General features: G+C 67.4%; 15 protein-coding genes and 1 tRNA gene. 15 read left to right on the forward strand and 1 reads right to left on the reverse strand.

All coding sequences use genetic code 11. The annotated features are described in order from the left end of the window. The 11 genes from AC2EAQ_RS18575 to AC2EAQ_RS18625 all read left to right on the forward strand — a co-directional run. Positions 1-129: EF-Tu C-terminal domain-related protein (locus AC2EAQ_RS18575; protein ID WP_484642797.1), on the forward strand; the 129-nt coding region annotated here is incomplete at its 5' end. Between the two features lie 11 nt (positions 130-140). After that, positions 141-216: transfer RNA gene (locus AC2EAQ_RS18580), tRNA-Trp, on the forward strand. Between the two features lie 87 nt (positions 217-303). After that, entirely contained in the window at positions 304-693 is a 390-nt protein-coding gene (gene secE / locus AC2EAQ_RS18585; RefSeq protein ID WP_484645929.1) for a preprotein translocase subunit SecE, read from the forward strand. A 13-nt stretch (positions 694-706) separates the two neighbouring features. Next, positions 707-1,282 (forward strand): transcription termination/antitermination protein NusG, encoded by a 576-nt coding sequence (gene nusG / locus AC2EAQ_RS18590; protein ID WP_484645930.1) that lies wholly within the window; start codon positions 707-709, stop codon positions 1,280-1,282. 116 nt (positions 1,283-1,398) lie between these two features. After that, complete coding sequence (gene rplK, locus AC2EAQ_RS18595) at positions 1,399-1,830, forward strand: 50S ribosomal protein L11 (RefSeq protein WP_484645931.1); 432 nt, start codon at positions 1,399-1,401, stop codon at positions 1,828-1,830. Between the two features lie 2 nt (positions 1,831-1,832). Then, positions 1,833-2,546 (forward strand): 50S ribosomal protein L1, encoded by a 714-nt coding sequence (gene rplA / locus AC2EAQ_RS18600; protein WP_484645932.1) that lies wholly within the window; start codon positions 1,833-1,835, stop codon positions 2,544-2,546. A 202-nt stretch (positions 2,547-2,748) separates the two neighbouring features. Then, positions 2,749-3,255, forward strand: a complete 507-nt coding sequence (rplJ, locus tag AC2EAQ_RS18605; protein ID WP_484645933.1) for a 50S ribosomal protein L10 — start codon at positions 2,749-2,751, stop codon at positions 3,253-3,255. Positions 3,256-3,300: 45 nt separating this feature from the next. After that, on the forward strand, positions 3,301-3,678 hold the full coding sequence (gene rplL, locus AC2EAQ_RS18610) for a 50S ribosomal protein L7/L12 (protein ID WP_484645934.1): 378 nt from the start codon (positions 3,301-3,303) through the stop codon (positions 3,676-3,678). Between the two features lie 254 nt (positions 3,679-3,932). Further along, a complete protein-coding gene (gene rpoB, locus AC2EAQ_RS18615) occupies positions 3,933-8,060 on the forward strand; it encodes a DNA-directed RNA polymerase subunit beta (protein ID WP_484645935.1) in 4,128 nt (1,375 codons plus the stop codon). Between the two features lie 21 nt (positions 8,061-8,081). Continuing rightward, positions 8,082-12,320 (forward strand): DNA-directed RNA polymerase subunit beta', encoded by a 4,239-nt coding sequence (rpoC, locus tag AC2EAQ_RS18620; RefSeq protein WP_484645936.1) that lies wholly within the window; start codon positions 8,082-8,084, stop codon positions 12,318-12,320. Between the two features lie 140 nt (positions 12,321-12,460). Continuing rightward, the gene (locus AC2EAQ_RS18625; RefSeq protein ID WP_484645937.1) at positions 12,461-14,365 is read left to right on the forward strand and encodes a patatin-like phospholipase family protein; all 1,905 of its coding nucleotides are present in this window, start codon (positions 12,461-12,463) and stop codon (positions 14,363-14,365) included. A gap of 21 nt (positions 14,366-14,386) precedes the next feature. On the opposite strand, the gene AC2EAQ_RS18630 is transcribed toward AC2EAQ_RS18625, so the two are convergent. Next, a complete protein-coding gene (locus tag AC2EAQ_RS18630; RefSeq protein ID WP_484645938.1) occupies positions 14,387-14,950 on the reverse strand; it encodes a PIN domain-containing protein in 564 nt (187 codons plus the stop codon). A gap of 119 nt (positions 14,951-15,069) precedes the next feature. On the opposite strand from AC2EAQ_RS18630, the gene rpsL reads away from it, so the two are divergent. The 4 genes from rpsL to AC2EAQ_RS18650 all read left to right on the forward strand — a co-directional run. Then, a complete protein-coding gene (gene rpsL / locus AC2EAQ_RS18635; protein ID WP_484645939.1) occupies positions 15,070-15,447 on the forward strand; it encodes a 30S ribosomal protein S12 in 378 nt (125 codons plus the stop codon). A gap of 102 nt (positions 15,448-15,549) precedes the next feature. Next, entirely contained in the window at positions 15,550-16,020 is a 471-nt protein-coding gene (gene rpsG / locus AC2EAQ_RS18640) for a 30S ribosomal protein S7 (RefSeq protein WP_484645940.1), read from the forward strand. Positions 16,021-16,089: 69 nt separating this feature from the next. Continuing rightward, positions 16,090-18,195: an elongation factor G gene (gene fusA / locus AC2EAQ_RS18645; RefSeq protein WP_484645941.1), complete on the forward strand. Its 2,106-nt coding sequence runs from the start codon at positions 16,090-16,092 to the stop codon at positions 18,193-18,195. A gap of 103 nt (positions 18,196-18,298) precedes the next feature. After that, positions 18,299-18,421, forward strand: a 123-nt coding sequence (locus tag AC2EAQ_RS18650) for a GTP-binding protein (protein WP_484645942.1), incomplete at its 3' end; no start/stop codon positions are given.

An 18,421-nucleotide genomic window follows, 5' to 3' on the forward strand; every position in this document is an offset into this window, starting at 1 on the left:
CCTGGCGACAACGTCAGCATCACGGTCAAGCTGATCGCGCCGATCGCGATGGAAGAGGGCCTGCGCTTCGCGATCCGCGAAGGCGGCCGCACCGTCGGCGCCGGCGTCGTCGCCAAGATCATGGAGTAAAGGTTCAGCGCAGGGGCATAGCTCAACTGGCAGAGCGTCGGTCTCCAAAACCGAAGGTCGGGGGTTCGATCCCCTCTGCCCCTGCCACCTCACGGATTCCACTCCACTCAACGGCCCGCAAGCGGTGAAAACCGCGCGCGGGCTTTGCCGCCGATGGAGGCGGCTCGAAACGCAATGACTACCGGAAGCAACCCTCAAGTCGAAACCGTGTCCACCGGCGCGGACAAGGCCAAGCTGGCCGTGGCCGTGCTGCTGGCTGTCGGCGCGGTGGTGGCCTTCTACGTCGTCAAGGCCGATGCCTGGGTGCGCTGGGTCGCGCTGGCCGTGCTGCTGGTGGCCGCGGTGGCCACCTTCTTCACCGCCGAGGCCGGCAAGCAGTTCCTGGCCTTCGGCCGCGACTCGTGGCGCGAAGTGGGCAAGGTGGTCTGGCCCGCCCGCAAGGAAGCACTGCAGATGACGGGCTACGTGTTCGCCTTCGTCGTCGTGATGGCGCTCTTCCTGTGGCTGACCGACAAGACGTTGGAGTGGGTGCTGTACGACCTGATCCTGGGTTGGAAGCGCTGAAGGAACGACCGAGATGAGCGAAACCCAAATGGCTCCCGCCGCCGAGTCCGCCGCCAACCCGCTGCGCTGGTACGTGGTGCACGCCTATTCGGGCATGGAAAAGGCCGTCGAGCGCAACCTGCGCGAGCGCATCGACCGCGCCGGCATGCAGGCCAAGTTCGGCCGCATCCTGGTGCCCACCGAGGAAGTGGTCGAGCTGAAGAACGGCAAGAAGTCCGTCTCCGAGCGCCGCTTCTTCCCGGGCTACGTGCTCGTCGAGATGCTGATGGACGACGAGACCTGGCACCTGGTGAAGCACACCAGCAAGGTCACCGGCTTCGTCGGCGGCGCCAAGAACCGCCCGGCCCCGATCTCCGAGGCCGAGGTCATGAAGATCGTCAACCAGATGCAGGAAGGCATCGAGAAGCCTCGGCCGAAGGTCGAGTGGGTGGTGGGCGAGCCGGTGCGCGTGAAGGACGGTCCGTTCACCGACTTCAACGGCAACGTCGAGGAAGTCAACTACGAGAAGTCCAAGGTGCGCGTCAGCGTCACCATCTTCGGCCGTTCCACCCCGGTGGAACTGGACTTCGCGCAGGTCGAGAAGGTCTGAGTTTTTCCCGCCCTCCCCGCCACGGCCCCGGGGAACGGCATCGCAATCAGGGCTGAAGTGACGAGGAGCCGGACGGCCTGAGGCCCGACGGCGCTTGAACTCGCAAGGAGTGCCAAATGGCAAAGAAGATCGTCGGCTTCATCAAGCTGCAGATCCCCGCCGGCAAGGCGAACCCGTCGCCGCCGGTCGGCCCCGCGCTGGGTCAGCGCGGCCTGAACATCATGGAGTTCTGCAAGGCGTTCAACGCGCAGACCCAGGGGATGGAACCGGGCCTGATGCTGCCGGTGGTGATCACCGCCTACGCGGACAAGTCGTTCACCTTCATCCTCAAGACGCCTCCGGCCACCGTGCTGATCAAGAAGGCGATCAAGCTGGAGAAGGGTTCCGGCAAGCCCCACGCCGAGAAGGTCGGCAAGCTGACCCGGGCGCAGGTCGAGGACATCGCCAAGATGAAGATGAAGGACCTGACCGCGGCCGACCTCGACGCCGCGGTGCGCACGATCGCCGGTTCCGCCCGCTCGATGGGCGTGACGGTGGAAGGAGTCTGACCATGACCAAGCTCACCAAGAAGCAGAAGGCGCTGGCCGGCAAGGTCGACAGCAACAAGCTCTACCCGCTGGGCGACGCGCTCGAGCTGGTCAAGCAGTACGCGACCGCGAAGTTCGACGAGTCGATCGACGTCGCCGTGCAGCTGGGCATCGACGCCAAGAAGAGCGACCAGGTGGTCCGCGGCGCCGTCGTGATGCCCAACGGCACCGGCAAGACCAAGCGCGTGGCGGTGTTCGCCCAGGGCGCCAAGGCCGAGGAGGCCAAGGCCGCCGGTGCCGACATCGTCGGCATGGACGACCTCGCCGCCGAGATCAAGGCCGGCAAGATGGACTTCGACGTGGTGATCGCGTCGCCGGACACGATGCGCATCGTCGGCACGCTGGGCCAGGTGCTGGGCCCGCGCGGCCTGATGCCGAACCCGAAGGTCGGCACCGTGACGCCGGACGTGGCCACCGCGGTGAAGAACGCCAAGGCCGGCCAGGTGCAGTTCCGTGTCGACAAGGCCGGCATCGTGCACGCCACGATCGGCCGCCGTTCGTTCGCCAGCGACAAGCTGCAGGGCAACCTGCTGGCCCTGGTGGACGCCCTCAACAAGGCCAAGCCGTCGTCGAGCAAGGGCATCTACCTGCGCAAGGTGGCCCTGAGCTCGACCATGGGCGTGGGCGCGCGCGTCGACGTGTCGACGATCAGCGCGGCCGCCGCGCCGCAGCAGTAGTACGTAGGAATTGGTGGGCCGGCAGCGGGCAACCGCTGCCGGGCCGTCAAAGACCGCTGGCGAGGCGAAAGCCTCCTAAGCAAGGGCGCAAGCCCGAAGCCAGCGCAGATGGCGTCCCCGCTGTCGAAGGAATGCGTGAACGGTTCCGAGGCAGCAAGGTCGCTGGGTGTGCCGAAAGGCACGTGTGTGTGAGGAGCAGACCTTGAGTCTCAATCGCAACGAGAAGGCTGCCGTGGTGGCGGATGTGGCCGCGCAAGTCGCGCGTTCGCAGACGCTGGCGCTGGCCGAGTACCGTGGCCTCACCGTGGAACACCTGAACAAGCTGCGCGTCGATGCGCGGGCCAAGGGCGTCTATCTTCATGTCCTGAAGAACACGCTGGCCCGTCGCGCCGTCGCCGGCACGCCGTTCGAGGTGGCCGCGGAGTCCATGGCCGGCCCGCTGATCTACGGCTTTTCCGAGGACGCCGTCGCCGCGGCCAAAGTCATCGCCGACTTTGCCAAGGGCAACGACAAGCTCGTCATCAAGGCAGGTGCGTACGCGGGCAAGGCCCTGGACGCCAACGGCGTGAAGGCGCTGGCCTCGATCCCGAGCAAGGAAGTCCTGCTGTCGCAGGTCGCCGGCCTGCTGAAGAGCCCGGTGCAGCGCATGGCCGCCGTGGTGGCCGCGCTGGCCGCGAAGAAGGGCGAGGGCGCTGCTGCCGCCGCCTGACGTCGACAAATCATTCAACGCATTCAAGTTTTCGAGGAACCCCAAATGGCATTCGACAAAGACGCATTCCTGACCGCCCTGGACGGCATGTCGGTGATGGAACTCAACGACCTGGTCAAGGCGATCGAGGAGAAGTTCGGCGTGTCCGCCGCTTCGATGGCCGCTCCGGCCGCGGGTGGTGGCGGCGCCGCCGCCCCGGTGGCCGAGGAGAAGACCGAGTTCAACGTCGTGCTGCTGGAAGCCGGCGCGAACAAGGTCGGCGTGATCAAGGCCGTGCGCGAGATCACCGGCCTGGGCCTGAAGGAGGCCAAGGACCTGGTCGACGGCGCTCCGAAGCCCGTCAAGGAAGGCGTGGCCAAGGCCGACGCCGAAGCCGCCAAGAAGAAGCTGGAAGACGCCGGCGCCAAGGCCGAGCTGAAGTAATCGTCAGGGGCGGGTGGTGGCGCAGGCCGCCGCCCGCCGCGACGGGAACAGCGCGATGCCCAGGGGCATCGCAGTGTTTCCTGATCCGACTGCAGGGAACCGGTTTGGTCGGGCTGGGGTGCAATGCCCCGGTTGTCCGCCAGCGGCTGGTAGAGGCCAGCCACCAAGCTATCAGGTGCAAGACCTGAGCGCAGTCGCCGCGGAGCGCGTGCCAAGGGCCCAGGTGCGCGTCTTCGAACACGGAGTGTTCTTCAATGGCGCAAGCATCCTCCTCGAACTACAGCTACACCGAGCGCAAGCGGATCCGCAAGAGCTTCGGCACGCGCGACAGCGTTCTCGACGTCCCCTACCTGCTGACGATGCAGCAGGACAGCTACGTCGCCTTCCTCCAGAAGGACGTCCCGCCGTCCAAGCGCAAGCCCGAGGGCTTGCAGGCTGCCTTCCTTTCCGCCTTCCCGATCGTGTCGCACAACGGGTACGTGGAGATGAAGTTCATCGAGTACAACATGGCCAAGCCGGCCTTCGACACGCGCGAGTGCCAGCAGCGCGGTCTGACGTACTCGGCGGCGGTGCGCGCCAAGCTGCAGATGATCATCTATGACCGCGAGGCCGTGCAGGCCAAGACGGTCAAGGAGATCAAGGAGCAGGAGGTCTACATGGGCGAAGTGCCGCTCATGACCGACTACGGCTCGTTCATCATCAACGGCACCGAGCGCGTCATCGTCAGCCAGCTGCACCGCTCGCCCGGCGTGTTCTTCGAGCACGACAAGGGCAAGACCCACAGCTCGGGCAAGCTGCTGTTCTCGGCCCGCATCATTCCGTACCGCGGCTCCTGGCTCGACTTCGAGTTCGACCCGAAGGACATCCTCTACTTCCGCGTCGACCGTCGCCGCAAGATGCCGGTGACGATCCTGCTCAAGGCCATCGGCCTGGCGCCCGAGCAGATCCTGGCCCACTTCTTCGTCAACGACCAGTTCCGCCTGATGGACGCCGGTGCGCAGATGGAGTTCGTGCCCGAGCGCCTGAAGGGCGAGGTCGCGCGATTCGACATCACCGACAAGAGCGGCAACGTGGTGGTCGAGAAGGACAAGCGCATCACCGCCAAGCATGTGCGCCAGCTCGAGCAGAGCGGCACCACCTTCATCACCGTGCCCGAGGACTTCCTCGTCGGCCGCGTGGTGGCCAAGAACATGGTCGACCCGGAGACGGGCGAGATCGTGGCCAAGGCCAACGACGAGCTCACCGAGGCGCTGCTGAAGAAGCTGCGCGCCGCCGGCATCAAGGAGCTGTCGTGCATCTACACCAACGAGCTCGACGAGGGCGGCTACATCAGCCAGACCCTGGCCTCTGACGAGACCGCCGACGAGCTGGCCGCGCGCGTGGCCATCTACCGCATGATGCGCCCCGGCGAGCCGCCGACGGAAGACGCGGTGCAGGCCCTGTTCGGCCGCCTGTTCTACAACCCGGACACCTACGACCTGTCGCGCGTGGGCCGGATGAAGTTCAACGCCCGCGTCGGCCGCGAGTCGGCCGAGGGCGCGATGACGCTGTCCAACGAGGACATCCTCGACGTCGTCAAGATCCTCGTCGAGCTGCGCAACGGCCGCGGCGAGGTGGACGACATCGACCACCTGGGCAACCGGCGCGTGCGCTGCGTGGGCGAACTGGCCGAGAACCAGTACCGCTCGGGGCTGGCGCGCATCGAGAAGGCCGTGAAGGAGCGTCTGGGCCAGGCCGAGGCCGAGCCGCTGATGCCGCATGACCTGATCAACTCCAAGCCGATCTCCGCGGCGCTGAAGGAGTTCTTCGGTGCCAGCCAGCTGTCGCAGTTCATGGACCAGACCAACCCGCTGTCGGAGATCACGCACAAGCGTCGCGTCTCCGCGCTGGGCCCGGGCGGCCTGACCCGCGAGCGCGCCGGCTTCGAGGTGCGCGACGTGCACCCCACGCACTACGGCCGCGTCTGCCCGATCGAGACGCCGGAAGGCCCGAACATCGGCCTGATCAACTCGCTGGCGCTGTACGCGCAGCTCAACGAGTACGGCTTCCTCGAGACCCCGTACCGCCGCGTGGTGGACGGCAAGGTCACCAACCAGATCGACTACCTGTCCGCCATCCAGGAAGGCAAGTACGTCATCGCCCAGGCCAACGCCACGCTGGACAAGGACGGTCGCCTGACCGACGAGCTGGTCAGCGCGCGCGAGATGGGCGAGTCGGTGCTGACCTCGCCCGAGCGCGTGCAGTACATGGACGTGGCGCCGGCGCAGATCGTGTCGGTGGCGGCCTCGCTCGTGCCCTTCCTGGAGCACGACGACGCGAACCGCGCGCTGATGGGCGCCAACATGCAGCGCCAGGCCGTGCCGACGCTGCGCCCGGAGAAGGCCTTCGTCGGCACCGGCGTCGAGCGCGTGGCCGCGGTCGACTCCGGCACCGTGGTCACCGCCCGCCGCGGCGGCGTGGTCGACTACGTGGACACCAACCGCATCGTCATCCGCGTCAACGACAACGAGACGGTGGCCGGCGAGGTGGGCGTCGACATCTACAACCTGATCAAGTACCAGCGCAGCAACCAGAACACCAACATCCACCAGCGCCCGATCGTCAAGCGCGGTGACAAGGTGGGCGCGCGCGACGTGATCGCCGACGGCGCCAGCACGGACCTGGGCGAGCTCGCGCTCGGCCAGAACATGCTGGTCGCGTTCATGCCCTGGAACGGCTACAACTTCGAGGACTCGATCCTCATCTCCGAGCGCGTGGTCGCCGAGGACCGCTACACCTCGATCCACATCGAGGAGCTGGTGGTGATGGCGCGCGACACCAAGCTCGGCGCCGAGGAAATCACCCGCGACATCCCGAACCTGTCGGAGCAGCAGCTCGCCCGCCTGGACGAGAGCGGCATCGTCTACATCGGCGCCGAGGTCAACCCCGGCGACGTGCTGGTCGGCAAGGTCACGCCCAAGGGCGAGACCACGCTCACGCCGGAAGAGAAGCTGCTGCGCGCGATCTTCGGCGAGAAGGCCAGCGACGTGAAGGACACGTCGCTGCGCGTCGAGCAGGGCACCATGGGCACGGTCATCGACGTGCAGGTGTTCACCCGCGAGGGCATCCAGCGCGACAAGCGCGCCCAGCAGATCATCGACGACGAGCTCAAGCGCTTCCGCCTCGACCTGAACGACCAGCTGCGCATCGTCGAGGCCGACGCCTTCGACCGCATCGCCAAGCTGCTCGTCGGCAAGGTGGCCAACGGCGGCCCGCAGAAGATCGCCAAGGGCACCGCGATCACCAAGGACTACCTCGCCAGCGTCGAGAAGTACCACTGGTTCGACATCCGCCCGGCGGACGAGGACCTGGCCAACCAGCTCGAGAGCATCAAGAACTCGCTCGAGCAGACGCGCCACAGCTTCGACCTCGCGTTCGAGGAGAAGCGCAAGAAGCTCACGCAGGGCGACGAGCTGCCCGCGGGCGTGCTGAAGATGGTCAAGGTGTACCTGGCCGTCAAGCGCCGCCTGCAGCCCGGCGACAAGATGGCCGGCCGCCACGGCAACAAGGGCGTCGTGTCCAAGATCGTTCCGGTCGAGGACATGCCCTACATGGCCGACGGCACGCCGTGCGACATCGTGCTCAACCCGCTGGGCGTGCCTTCGCGCATGAACGTGGGCCAGGTGCTCGAGGTGCACCTGGGCTGGGCCGCCAAGGGCATCGGCCTGCGCATCGGCGAGATGCTGCATAACGAGGCGCGCGTGGCCGAGCTGCGCAGCTTCATGGACGGGCTGTACAACCAGTCCGGCGGCAAGACCGAATCGCTGGACAAGCTCAGCGACGAGGACGTTCTCGAGATGGCCGGCAACCTCGCCAAGGGCGTGCCCTTCGCGACCCCGGTGTTCGACGGCGCCTCCGAGGACGAGATCCGCTCGATGCTCAAGCTGGCCTATCCGGACGACATCGCCAAGGCCAAGGGCCTGACGGCGACGCGCACCCAGGCCACGCTGCATGACGGCCGCACCGGCGAGGCGTTCGAGCGGCCCGTCACCGTGGGCTACATGCACGTGCTCAAGCTGCACCACCTGGTGGACGACAAGATGCACGCCCGCTCCACGGGCCCGTACAGCCTGGTGACCCAGCAGCCGCTGGGTGGCAAGGCCCAGTTCGGCGGCCAGCGCTTCGGCGAGATGGAGGTCTGGGCGCTGGAAGCCTACGGCGCCAGCTACGTGCTCCAGGAGATGCTGACCGTGAAGTCGGACGACGTGAACGGCCGCACCAAGGTGTACGAGAACATCGTCAAGGGCGAGCACGCCATCGAGGCGGGCATGCCCGAGTCGTTCAACGTGCTGGTCAAGGAAATCCGTTCGCTCGGTATCGACATCGAGCTCGAGCGCAACTAAGGAAGGAAAAGGATCAAGACCATGAAGGGACTACTCGACCTTTTCAAGCAGTTCACCCCGGATGAGCATTTCGATGCCATCAAGATCGGCCTGGCTTCCCCGGAGAAGATCCGCAGCTGGTCGTTCGGCGAGGTGAAGAAGCCCGAGACGATCAACTACCGGACCTTCAAGCCGGAGCGTGACGGGCTGTTCTGCGCCAAGATCTTCGGGCCGATCAAGGACTACGAGTGCCTGTGCGGCAAGTACAAGCGCCTGAAGCACCGCGGCGTGATCTGCGAGAAGTGCGGCGTGGAAGTGACGCAGACCAAGGTGCGTCGCGACCGCATGGGTCACATCGACCTGGCCGCGCCCTGCGCGCACATCTGGTTCCTCAAGAGCCTGCCGTCGCGTCTGGGCCTGGTGCTCGACATGACGCTGCGCGACATCGAGCGCGTGCTGTACTTCGAGGCCTACGTCGTCGTCGACCCGGGCATGACGCCGCTGAAGAAGTTCTCGATCATGAGCGAGGACGACTACGACGCTAAGCGCCAGGAGTACGGCGAGGAGTTCGTCGCGCTGATGGGCGCCGAGGGCGTGAAGAAGCTTCTCGAGGAGATCGACCTCGACGTCGAGATCGACAAGCTTCGCAACGACATGACCGGCAGCGAGCTGAAGATCAAGAAGAACAGCAAGCGCCTGAAGGTCATGGAGGCCTTCAAGAAGTCGGGCATCAAGCCGCAGTGGATGGTGATGGACGTGCTGCCGGTGCTGCCGCCGGACCTGCGTCCGCTGGTGCCGCTGGACGGCGGCCGCTTCGCCACGAGCGACCTGAACGACCTGTACCGCCGCGTCATCAACCGCAACAATCGCCTGGCGCGCCTGCTCGAGCTGAAGGCGCCCGAGATCATCGTGCGCAACGAGAAGCGCATGCTGCAGGAGGCGGTGGACTCGCTGCTGGACAACGGCCGTCGCGGCAAGGCCATGACGGGTGCCAACAAGCGCGCGCTCAAGTCCCTGGCCGACATGATCAAGGGCAAGAGCGGCCGCTTCCGCCAGAACCTGCTGGGCAAGCGCGTCGACTACTCGGGCCGCTCGGTCATCACCGTGGGCCCGACGCTCAAGCTGCACCAGTGCGGCCTGCCCAAGCTGATGGCGCTGGAGCTGTTCAAGCCCTTCATCTTCTCGCGCCTGGAGGCGATGGGCATCGCCACCACCATCAAGGCGGCGAAGAAGGAGGTCGAGGCCGGCACCCCCGTGGTGTGGGACATCCTCGAAGAGGTGATCAAGGAGCACCCGGTCCTGCTGAACCGTGCGCCGACGCTGCACCGCCTGGGCATCCAGGCGTTCGAGCCGGTGCTGATCGAGGGCAAGGCGATCCAGCTGCATCCGCTGGTGTGCGCGGCCTTCAACGCCGACTTCGACGGCGACCAGATGGCCGTCCACGTGCCGCTGTCCATCGAGGCGCAGATGGAAGCGCGGGCGCTGATGCTCGCGTCCAACAACGTGCTGTTCCCGGCCTCGGGCGAGCCGTCGATCGTGCCGTCGCAGGACGTGGTGCTGGGCCTGTACTACGCCACCCGCGAGCGCATCAACGCCAAGGGCGAGGGCATGATCTTCTCGGACATCGCCGAGGTAATCCGCGCGCTGGACAACGGCCAGGTCGAGATTACAGCCAAGGTGGCCGTGCGCCTGACCGAGTACGCCAAGGGCGCCGACGGCGAATGGGTGCCAGGCACCAAGCTGGTGGACACCACCGTGGGCCGCGCGCTGCTGTCGGAGATCCTGCCCAAGGGCCTGCCGTTCGCCAACATCAACAAGGCGCTGAAGAAGAAGGAGATCAGCAAGCTGATCAACGTGTCCTTCCGCAAGTGCGGCCTGAAGGAGACCGTGGTCTTCGCCGACAAGCTGCTGCAAAGCGGCTTCAAGCTGGCCACGCGCGCGGGCATCTCGATCGCCATCGACGACATGCTGGTGCCGAAGGAAAAGCACGGCCTGATCGAGCGTGCCGAGAAGGAGGTCAAGGAGATCGAGCAGCAGTACGTCTCGGGCCTGGTGACCGCCGGCGAGCGCTACAACAAGGTCGTCGACATCTGGGGCAAGACCGGTGACGAGGTCGGCCGCGTGATGATGAGCCAGCTCGCCAAGCAGAAGGTGACGGACCGCCACGGCAAGGAAGTCGATCAGGAGTCGTTCAACTCCATCTACATGATGGCCGACTCCGGCGCCCGCGGCTCGGCCGCCCAGATCCGCCAGCTGGCGGGCATGCGCGGCCTGATGGCCAAGCCGGACGGCTCGATCATCGAGACGCCGATCACGGCCAACTTCCGCGAAGGCCTGAACGTGCTGCAGTACTTCATCTCCACCCACGGCGCCCGCAAGGGCCTCGCGGACACGGCGCTGAAGACCGCGAACTCGGGCTACCTGACGCGCCGCCTGGTCGACGTGACGCAGGACCTCGTGGTGACCGAGGACGACTGCGGCACCGAGCACGGCTTCGCCACGCGCGCGCTGGTCGAGGGCGGCGAGGTGATCGAGTCGCTGCGCGACCGCATCCTGGGCCGCGTGGCCGCGGTCGAGGTGCTGCATCCCGAGACGCAGCAGGTGATCATCGGCGCGGGCCAGATGCTCGACGAGGACGCGCTGGACGCCATCGAGGCGGCCGGCGTGGACGAGGTCAAGGTGCGCACGCCGCTGACCTGCGACACGCGCTACGGCATCTGCGCCAAGTGCTACGGCCGCGACCTCGGCCGTGGCGGCCGGGTCAACGTGGGCGAGGCGGTCGGCGTGATCGCCGCGCAGTCCATCGGCGAACCGGGCACGCAGCTGACGATGCGCACGTTCCACATCGGTGGTGCGGCGTCGCGTGCGGCGGTGGCCAACAGCGTGGAAGCCAAGTCGGACGGCCACATCGGCTTCAACCCGACGATGCGCTACGTGAGCAACGGCAAGGGCGAACTGGTGGTCATCTCCCGCTCGGGCGAGATCATCGTGCTCGACCCGCACGGCCGCGAGCGCGAGCGCCACAAGGTGCCGTACGGCGCGACGCTGGGCGTCAAGCCCGACCAGCAGCTCAAGGCCGGCACCGTGCTGGCCACCTGGGACCCGCTGACCCGCCCGATCATCACGGAATTCGCCGGTCGCGCGAAGTTCGAGAACGTCGAGGAAGGCGTCACCGTGGCCAAGCAGGTCGACGAGGTCACCGGCCTGTCGACGCTGGTGGTCATCGACCCGAAGCGCCGCGGCGCGACCAAGGTGGTGCGTCCGCAGGTCAAGCTGCTCGACGCCGCCGGCCACGAGGTGAAGATCCCCGGCACCGACCACTCGGTGACGATCGGCTTCCCGGTGGGCGCGCTGATCCAGGTGCGCGACGGCCAGGACCTGTCCACCGGCGAGGTGCTTGCGCGCATCCCGGTCGAAGGTCAGAAGACCCGCGACATCACGGGCGGTCTGCCGCGCGTGGCGGAGCTGTTCGAGGCGCGCAGCCCGAAGGACGCCGGCACGCTGGCGGAGATCACCGGCACCGTGTCGTTCGGCAAGGAGACCAAGGGCAAGGTTCGCCTGCAGATCACCGACCCGGACGGCAACGTCCACGAGCAGCTCGTGCCCAAGGAGAAGAGCATCCTGGTGCACGAGGGCCAGGTGGTGAACAAGGGCGAGCTGATCGTCGACGGCGCAGCGGATCCGCAGGACATCCTGCGCCTGCTGGGCATCGAGGAACTGGCGCGCTACATCGTCGACGAGGTGCAGGACGTCTACCGCCTCCAGGGCGTGAAGATCAACGACAAGCACATCGAGGTGATCGTCCGCCAGATGCTGCGCCGCGTGCAGATCGCCAACCCGGGCGACAGCAACTACATCAGCGGCGAGCAGGTCGAGCGCTCGGAGCTTCTGGACACCAACGACCGCCTGCGCAGCGAAGGCAAGACCGTGGCCACGTACCACGACCTGCTGCTGGGCATCACCAAGGCGTCGCTGTCGACCGACAGCTTCATCTCGGCGGCGTCGTTCCAGGAGACCACGCGCGTGCTGACCGAGGCCGCGATCATGGGCAAGCGCGACGAGCTGCGCGGCCTGAAGGAAAACGTCATCGTCGGCCGCCTGATTCCCGCGGGCACCGGCATGGCCTTCCACAAGGCACGCAAGGCCAAGGAGGAGATGGACGAGTCCGAGCGCCGTGCCATCGCGCTGCAGGAGGCCGAGGAACTGGCCGCCGCCCAGCTGGCGGCCGTCGACGCGGACACCGCGGCGGGGGCGGCCGAGGCGGCCGGGGAGCAGGGCTGACGCGGGTCTTCCGCTTCATCCATGCACAAGGGCGGCCAGGGGCCGCCCTTGTCACTTCTAGTCGGCCCTAGGTGTCCGGCGGCAGGGCGGCGGATACATTCGTGCGCTCCGGCGATCTGCCATCCCGAACGCCCACCGTCTTGCCGTCCCGCACACCGCCGGTCCCCGTCGAACACCGCCACACCCATCTCGAGCCGCTGCTGCAGCGCCTGCTGCAGTCGTGCTTCGGGGAGCTGGACGAGCCCACCCTGCGCCTGCTGCGCGAGCACCTCGAGTGGGTCGAACTCGCGGGCGGTCAGGTGCTGATGGAGCAGGGCGACGCTGGGGACTCGCTCTACATCTCGGTCAGTGGCCGGCTGCGGGCCTTCGAGCGCCTGCCCGACGGCAGCGAGCGGCTGCTGCGCGAGATGTCGCGCGGTCAGGTGATCGGCGAGATGAGCCTGTTCACCGGCGAGCCCCGATCGGCCTCGGTCGTGGCCCTGCGCGAGAGCGTGCTCGTGCGCCTGAGCAAGGCCGGGTTCGACGCCCTGATCGAGCGTCATCCCGGCGCGTCGGCCGCGCTGGCGCGCCAGCTCATCGGCCGCATGCGCGAGGTGCCGTCGCGGGCGCGAACCGAGCGGCCCGTCACCATGGCGCTGGTGCCGGTGAGCCCCGGCGTCGACGCCGCGGCCTTCGCCGCGCGCTTCGAGGCGGCCCTCGGTGCGCACGGCAGGGTCCGAAGCCTGGACGCCGCCGCAGCGGCGCAGGCCCTGGGCTCAGCGCCGGACGCGCCGGCCGGCGACGGGCATGAAGACCGGCGCCGTGTCGCGATCTGGCTCGACGAGGTCGAGTCCGAGCACGACTTCGTGCTGCTGCTGGCCGACGGCGGCCCGACCGCGTGGACCCGGCTGTGCCTGCGTCACGCCGACGAGATCCTGCTGGTCGCCGCGGCCGACGACCCGGTCGCGGTGCATGACAGCGAGTCGGCGCTGCTCGACGGCCGGCCCGCGCGGGCCGGGGCGGCCCAGGTGCTCGTGCTGCTGCATGGCCCGGCGGCGGCGCCGGTGGGCGCGGCCACCGCCTGGCTGCGCCGGCGGCCCGTGGCCGATCTGCTGCACGTGCGGCTCGACCGTGACGCGGACCTGGCGCGCCTGGCCCGGCTGCAGAGCCGCACGGCCGTGGGCCTGGTGCTGGCCGGCGGCGGGGCGCGCGGCTTCGCCCACCTGGGCGTGCTGCGCGCGCTGCACGAACGCGGCATCGAGGTCGACGCCGTCGGCGGCACGAGCATGGGTGCCGTCATGGCCCTGCTCGCCGCCAGCGACGAGCCGCTCGAACGCGTGCAGGACGTGGCCCGCCGGGCCTTCGCGCTCAATCCCACCGGCGACTTCAACCCGCTGCCACTGATCTCGCTGATCCGCGGGCAGCAGCTGCGTCGCGTCGTCGGCAAGGCGCTGGTCTGGCTGCTGGGGCGCGAAGCGGCGATCGAGGACCTGTGGAAGCCCTTCTTCTGCGTCGCCACCAACTACACCCAGGCGCGCGAGGAGCGCCTGTCGAGCGGGCCGATCCTGCCGGCGCTGCTGGCCAGCATCGCCATTCCCGGCGCGCTGCCGCCGGTGATCCGCGACGGCGACCTGCTGTGCGACGGCGGCACCTTCAACAACTTCCCGGTCGACGTGATGCGCGGCCGCCGCGGCATCGGCACCGTCATCGGGGTGGACCTGTCCCAGACCATTGCCCGCAAGCTGCCGTTCGACCGCATGCCGAGCTGGTGGCAGCTGGCCCTGGACCGGCTGCGCCCGCGCCGCCGCCGCCGGTACCGGCTGCCGTCGCTGCCGGGCTACCTGATGAACGTCACCATCCTGTACAGCGCGTCGCGCCGCGACCAGGCACGGGCAGGCGCGGACTGGGTGTTCAATCCGCCGCTGTTCAAGGTCGGCATGCTGCAGTGGTCGCGCATCGAGGACATCGCCCGCCAGGGCCATGCGCATGCGGTGCAGGACCTGGCGCGGATCGAGGCCGAGCAGCCCGAGCTGTGGCGCCGTCTGGTGCGCGGCGGCGCGGCCTGAGCGCCGTCGGCTGCGGCGGCGTCACGCCTGCAGCAGCGCGGCGAGGCGGGTGTCCTTCGCGCCGTCGTCCGGCTTCAGGATGCGCACCCCGCGGGCGAGGGCGCGGCCTCCGAGTCGCAGCAGGTGCCGGTCCCGCGTCACGAGCCACGGCGCGCCGGCATGCAGGGCCAGGTCGAGGAACTTCTGGTCGTCCGGATCGGCGCACGCGAGGCTCGCCACGGGGGCCGGCGGCGCCGGCGTGGCCAGGCGGTCCCAGGCGTCGAGCAGGGCCGGCGCGTCGGCGCCCCGGGCGGCAGCCAGACCGCGCGAGAGCACGTGGGCAAACTCGTCGCGCATCAGGGCGGTGGCGATCCAGGTCAGGCGTCCCTGTTCCACCGCGTTGCCCCAGGGCAGGCCCTGCCGATCGGCGAACAGTAGCCAGTCCAGCACCACGTTGGTATCCAGCACCACGAGCCCATTGGCGGATGTGAGCGCAGGCTTCGGAGAGTGATCCAGGGCGTGCATCGACGGCGCGGCTTGCGGCAGGTGCTGCCCGTGAATATAATCGCGGGCTTTTCGGCAGTTCGTGCTGCGCTCGTTGCCCAAGTTGTGCCAGTCGCACAAGCGGGGTAGCGGGCGCTTTCGCTTCTTCCGGAAGAACTCCGAAGGAGCTTCGGCAGTTGCCGAACCCAGGTCTGACTTCAAACGGGAACAAGTCACCCACCATGCCCACCATCAATCAGCTCGTGCGCCACGGCCGTGAGGCCGAGGTCACGAAATCCAAGTCGCCTGCGATGCAGAACAGCCCGCAGCGCCGTGGCGTGTGCACGCGCGTGTACACCACCACGCCGAAGAAGCCGAACTCCGCGCTGCGCAAGGTCGCCAAGGTGCGCCTGACCAACGGCTTCGAGGTCATCTCCTACATCGGCGGCGAAGGCCACAACCTGCAGGAGCACAGCGTGGTGCTCGTGCGCGGCGGCCGCGTGAAGGACCTGCCGGGCGTGCGCTACCACATCGTGCGCGGCTCGCTGGACCTGCAGGGTGTCAAGGATCGCAAGCAGTCCCGCTCGAAGTACGGCGCCAAGCGCCCCAAGAAGGCCTGAGGCAGTCCCGCCGCCAGGTCGAGTAAGTGAAGGGTCCGATGGCCCTTCGCGGCGCGGAGCGAGAGCCCCGCGTCAACTGAAGCAACACAAGGAAGCATTCCCATGCCGCGTCGTCGCGAAGTACCCAAGCGCGAGATCCTGCCGGACCCGAAGTTCGGCTCGGTCGATCTCAGCAAGTTCATGAACGTCATCATGGAGTCCGGCAAGAAGGCCGTGGCCGAAGCCATCATCTATGGCGCTCTCGACCAGGTCGAGAAGAAGGCCGGCAAGGACCCGCTCGAGATCTTCCTGACCGCGCTGAACAACGTGAAGCCGATGGTCGAGGTCAAGTCCCGTCGCGTCGGCGGTGCGAACTACCAGGTTCCCGTGGAAGTTCGTCCCGTCCGTCGAGTGGCGCTGGCCATGCGCTGGCTGAAGGAATCGGCGCGCAAGCGTGGCGAGAAGTCCATGGCCGCGCGCCTGGCCAACGAACTGCTCGAGGCCAGCGAAGGCCGCGGCGGCGCGATGAAGAAGCGCGACGAAGTCCACCGCATGGCCGAGGCCAACAAGGCGTTCTCGCACTTCCGCTTCTAAACCCTGTTCCTGCGGCCGCCTACGGGTTTTCTCTAACCCGCCGGCGGCCCCTGCATTTGGAGTCCCACCATGGCCCGCAAGACCCCCATCGAGCGCTACCGCAACATCGGTATCTCCGCGCACATCGATGCCGGCAAGACCACCACCACCGAGCGCATCCTCTACTACACGGGTGTGAACCACAAGATCGGCGAGGTGCACGACGGCGCGGCCACGATGGACTGGATGGAGCAGGAGCAGGAGCGTGGCATCACGATCACGTCGGCCGCGACCACCTGCTTCTGGAAGGGCATGGACCTGTCCTTCCCCGAGCACCGCATCAACATCATCGACACCCCGGGGCACGTGGACTTCACCATCGAGGTGGAGCGTTCCATGCGCGTCCTCGACGGCGCCTGCATGGTGTACTGCGCCGTGGGCGGCGTGCAGCCGCAGTCCGAGACCGTCTGGCGCCAGGCCAACAAGTACAAGGTGCCGCGTCTGGCGTTCGTCAACAAGATGGACCGCACCGGCGCGAACTTCTTCAAGGTCTATGACCAGATGAAGGCGCGCCTGAAGGCCAACCCCGTGCCGGTGGTGATTCCCATCGGTGCCGAGGAGAACTTCACCGGCGTGATCGACCTCATCAAGATGAAGGCGATCATCTGGGACGAGGCCTCGCAGGGCATGAAGTTCGAGTACGTCGACATCCCGGCGGAACTGCAGGCGGACGCGCAGAAGTGGCGCGAGAACATGGTCGAGGCCGCGGCCGAGGCCAGCGAAGACCTGATGAACAAGTACCTCGAGTCGGGCGAGCTGACCGAGGACGAGATCAAGCTCGGCATCCGCACGCGCACGATCGCCACCGAGATCCAGCCGATGCTCTGCGGCACGGCGTTCAAGAACAAGGGCGTCCAGCGCATGCTCGACGCCGTGATCGAGTTCATGCCGTCGCCGGTGGACATCCCCCCGGTGCCGGGCACCGACGAGGACGAGAAGGTCGTGTCGCGCAAGGCCGACGACGGCGAGAAGTTCGCCGCGCTCGCGTTCAAGCTGATGACCGACCCGTACGTCGGCCAGCTCACGTTCGTGCGCGTCTATTCCGGCGTGCTCAAGAGCGGCGACTCGGTCTACAACCCGATCCGCGGCAAGAAGGAGCGCATCGGCCGGATCCTGCAGATGCACGCCAACCAGCGCGAGGAGATCAAGGAGATCCTGGCCGGTGACATCGCCGCCTGCGTGGGCCTGAAGGACGTGACCACGGGCGAGACCCTGTGCGACCCGGAATCGGTGATCACGCTCGAGAAGATGGTGTTCCCGGAGCCGGTGATCAGCCAGGCCGTCGAGCCCAAGACCAAGGCCGACCAGGAGAAGATGGGCGTGGCCCTGGGTCGCCTCGCGGCCGAGGATCCGTCGTTCCGCCTGCGCACCGACGAGGAGAGCGGCCAGACCATCATCTCCGGCATGGGCGAGCTGCACCTGGAGATCATCGTCGACCGCATGAAGCGCGAGTTCGGCGTGGAAGCCAACGTGGGCAAGCCGCAGGTGGCCTATCGCGAGACGATCCGCAAGACCGCCACCGACGTCGAAGGCAAGTTCGTGCGCCAGTCCGGCGGCAAGGGCCAGTACGGCCACGTCGTGTTCACGGTCGAGCCGCAGGAGCCGGGCAAGGGCTTCGAGTTCGTCGACGCCATCAAGGGCGGCGTGGTGCCGCGCGAATTCATCCCGGCCGTCAAGAAGGGCGTGGAAGACTCGCTGCCCGGCGGCGTGCTGGCCGGATACCCGGTGGTGGACGTCAAGGTCACGCTGACCTTCGGCTCGTACCACGAGGTGGACTCCAACGAGAACGCGTTCAAGATGGCCGCTTCGCTGGGCTTCAAGGACGCCTGCCGCAAGGCCAGCCCCGTGCTGCTCGAGCCGATGATGGCCGTCGAGGTGGAGACGCCCGAGGACTACGCCGGCTCGGTCATGGGCGACCTCTCGTCCCGCCGCGGCATGGTGCAGGGCATGGACGACATGCCCGGCGGCGGCAAGGTCATCAAGGCCGAGGTTCCGCTGTCGGAAATGTTCGGCTACTCGACCACGCTGCGCTCGATGTCGCAGGGTCGGGCCACCTACACGATGGAATTCAAGCACTACGCCGAGGCCCCGAAGAACGTGGCCGACGCGATCATCACGGCGCGCAGCAGCAAGTAACGCGCGCGGTCTTCCCGCCCCGGGGCACCGCTGCCAGTGGCGGTGCGATGCGGGAAGACCTTAAACCTCCACTGGCTCTGTTCTTTTCTCGGAGATTCTCAAAATGGCAAAAGGCAAGTTCGAACGCACGAAGCCGCACGTGAACGTGGGCACGATTGGTCACGTGGACCATGGCAAGACGACGCTGACGGCGGCGATCACGTCGGTGCTGGCGGCGAAGTTTGGT

It is taken from the genome of Aquabacterium sp. T101, from assembly GCF_057219775.1.

Excerpts from the sequence above, each read along its gene's own strand:
- secE (WP_484645929.1), top strand. The coding sequence starts at position 304 with ATGACTACCGGAAGCAACCCTCAAGTCGAAACCGTGTCCACCGGCGCG.
- nusG (WP_484645930.1), top strand. The coding sequence starts at position 707 with ATGAGCGAAACCCAAATGGCTCCCGCCGCCGAGTCCGCCGCCAACCCG.
- rplK (WP_484645931.1), top strand. The coding sequence starts at position 1,399 with ATGGCAAAGAAGATCGTCGGCTTCATCAAGCTGCAGATCCCCGCCGGC.
- rplA (WP_484645932.1), top strand. The coding sequence starts at position 1,833 with ATGACCAAGCTCACCAAGAAGCAGAAGGCGCTGGCCGGCAAGGTCGAC.
- rplL (WP_484645934.1), top strand. The coding sequence starts at position 3,301 with ATGGCATTCGACAAAGACGCATTCCTGACCGCCCTGGACGGCATGTCG.
- rpoB (WP_484645935.1), top strand. The coding sequence starts at position 3,933 with ATGGCGCAAGCATCCTCCTCGAACTACAGCTACACCGAGCGCAAGCGG.
- rpoC (WP_484645936.1), top strand. The coding sequence starts at position 8,082 with ATGAAGGGACTACTCGACCTTTTCAAGCAGTTCACCCCGGATGAGCAT.
- rpsL (WP_484645939.1), top strand. The coding sequence starts at position 15,070 with ATGCCCACCATCAATCAGCTCGTGCGCCACGGCCGTGAGGCCGAGGTC.
- rpsG (WP_484645940.1), top strand. The coding sequence starts at position 15,550 with ATGCCGCGTCGTCGCGAAGTACCCAAGCGCGAGATCCTGCCGGACCCG.
- fusA (WP_484645941.1), top strand. The coding sequence starts at position 16,090 with ATGGCCCGCAAGACCCCCATCGAGCGCTACCGCAACATCGGTATCTCC.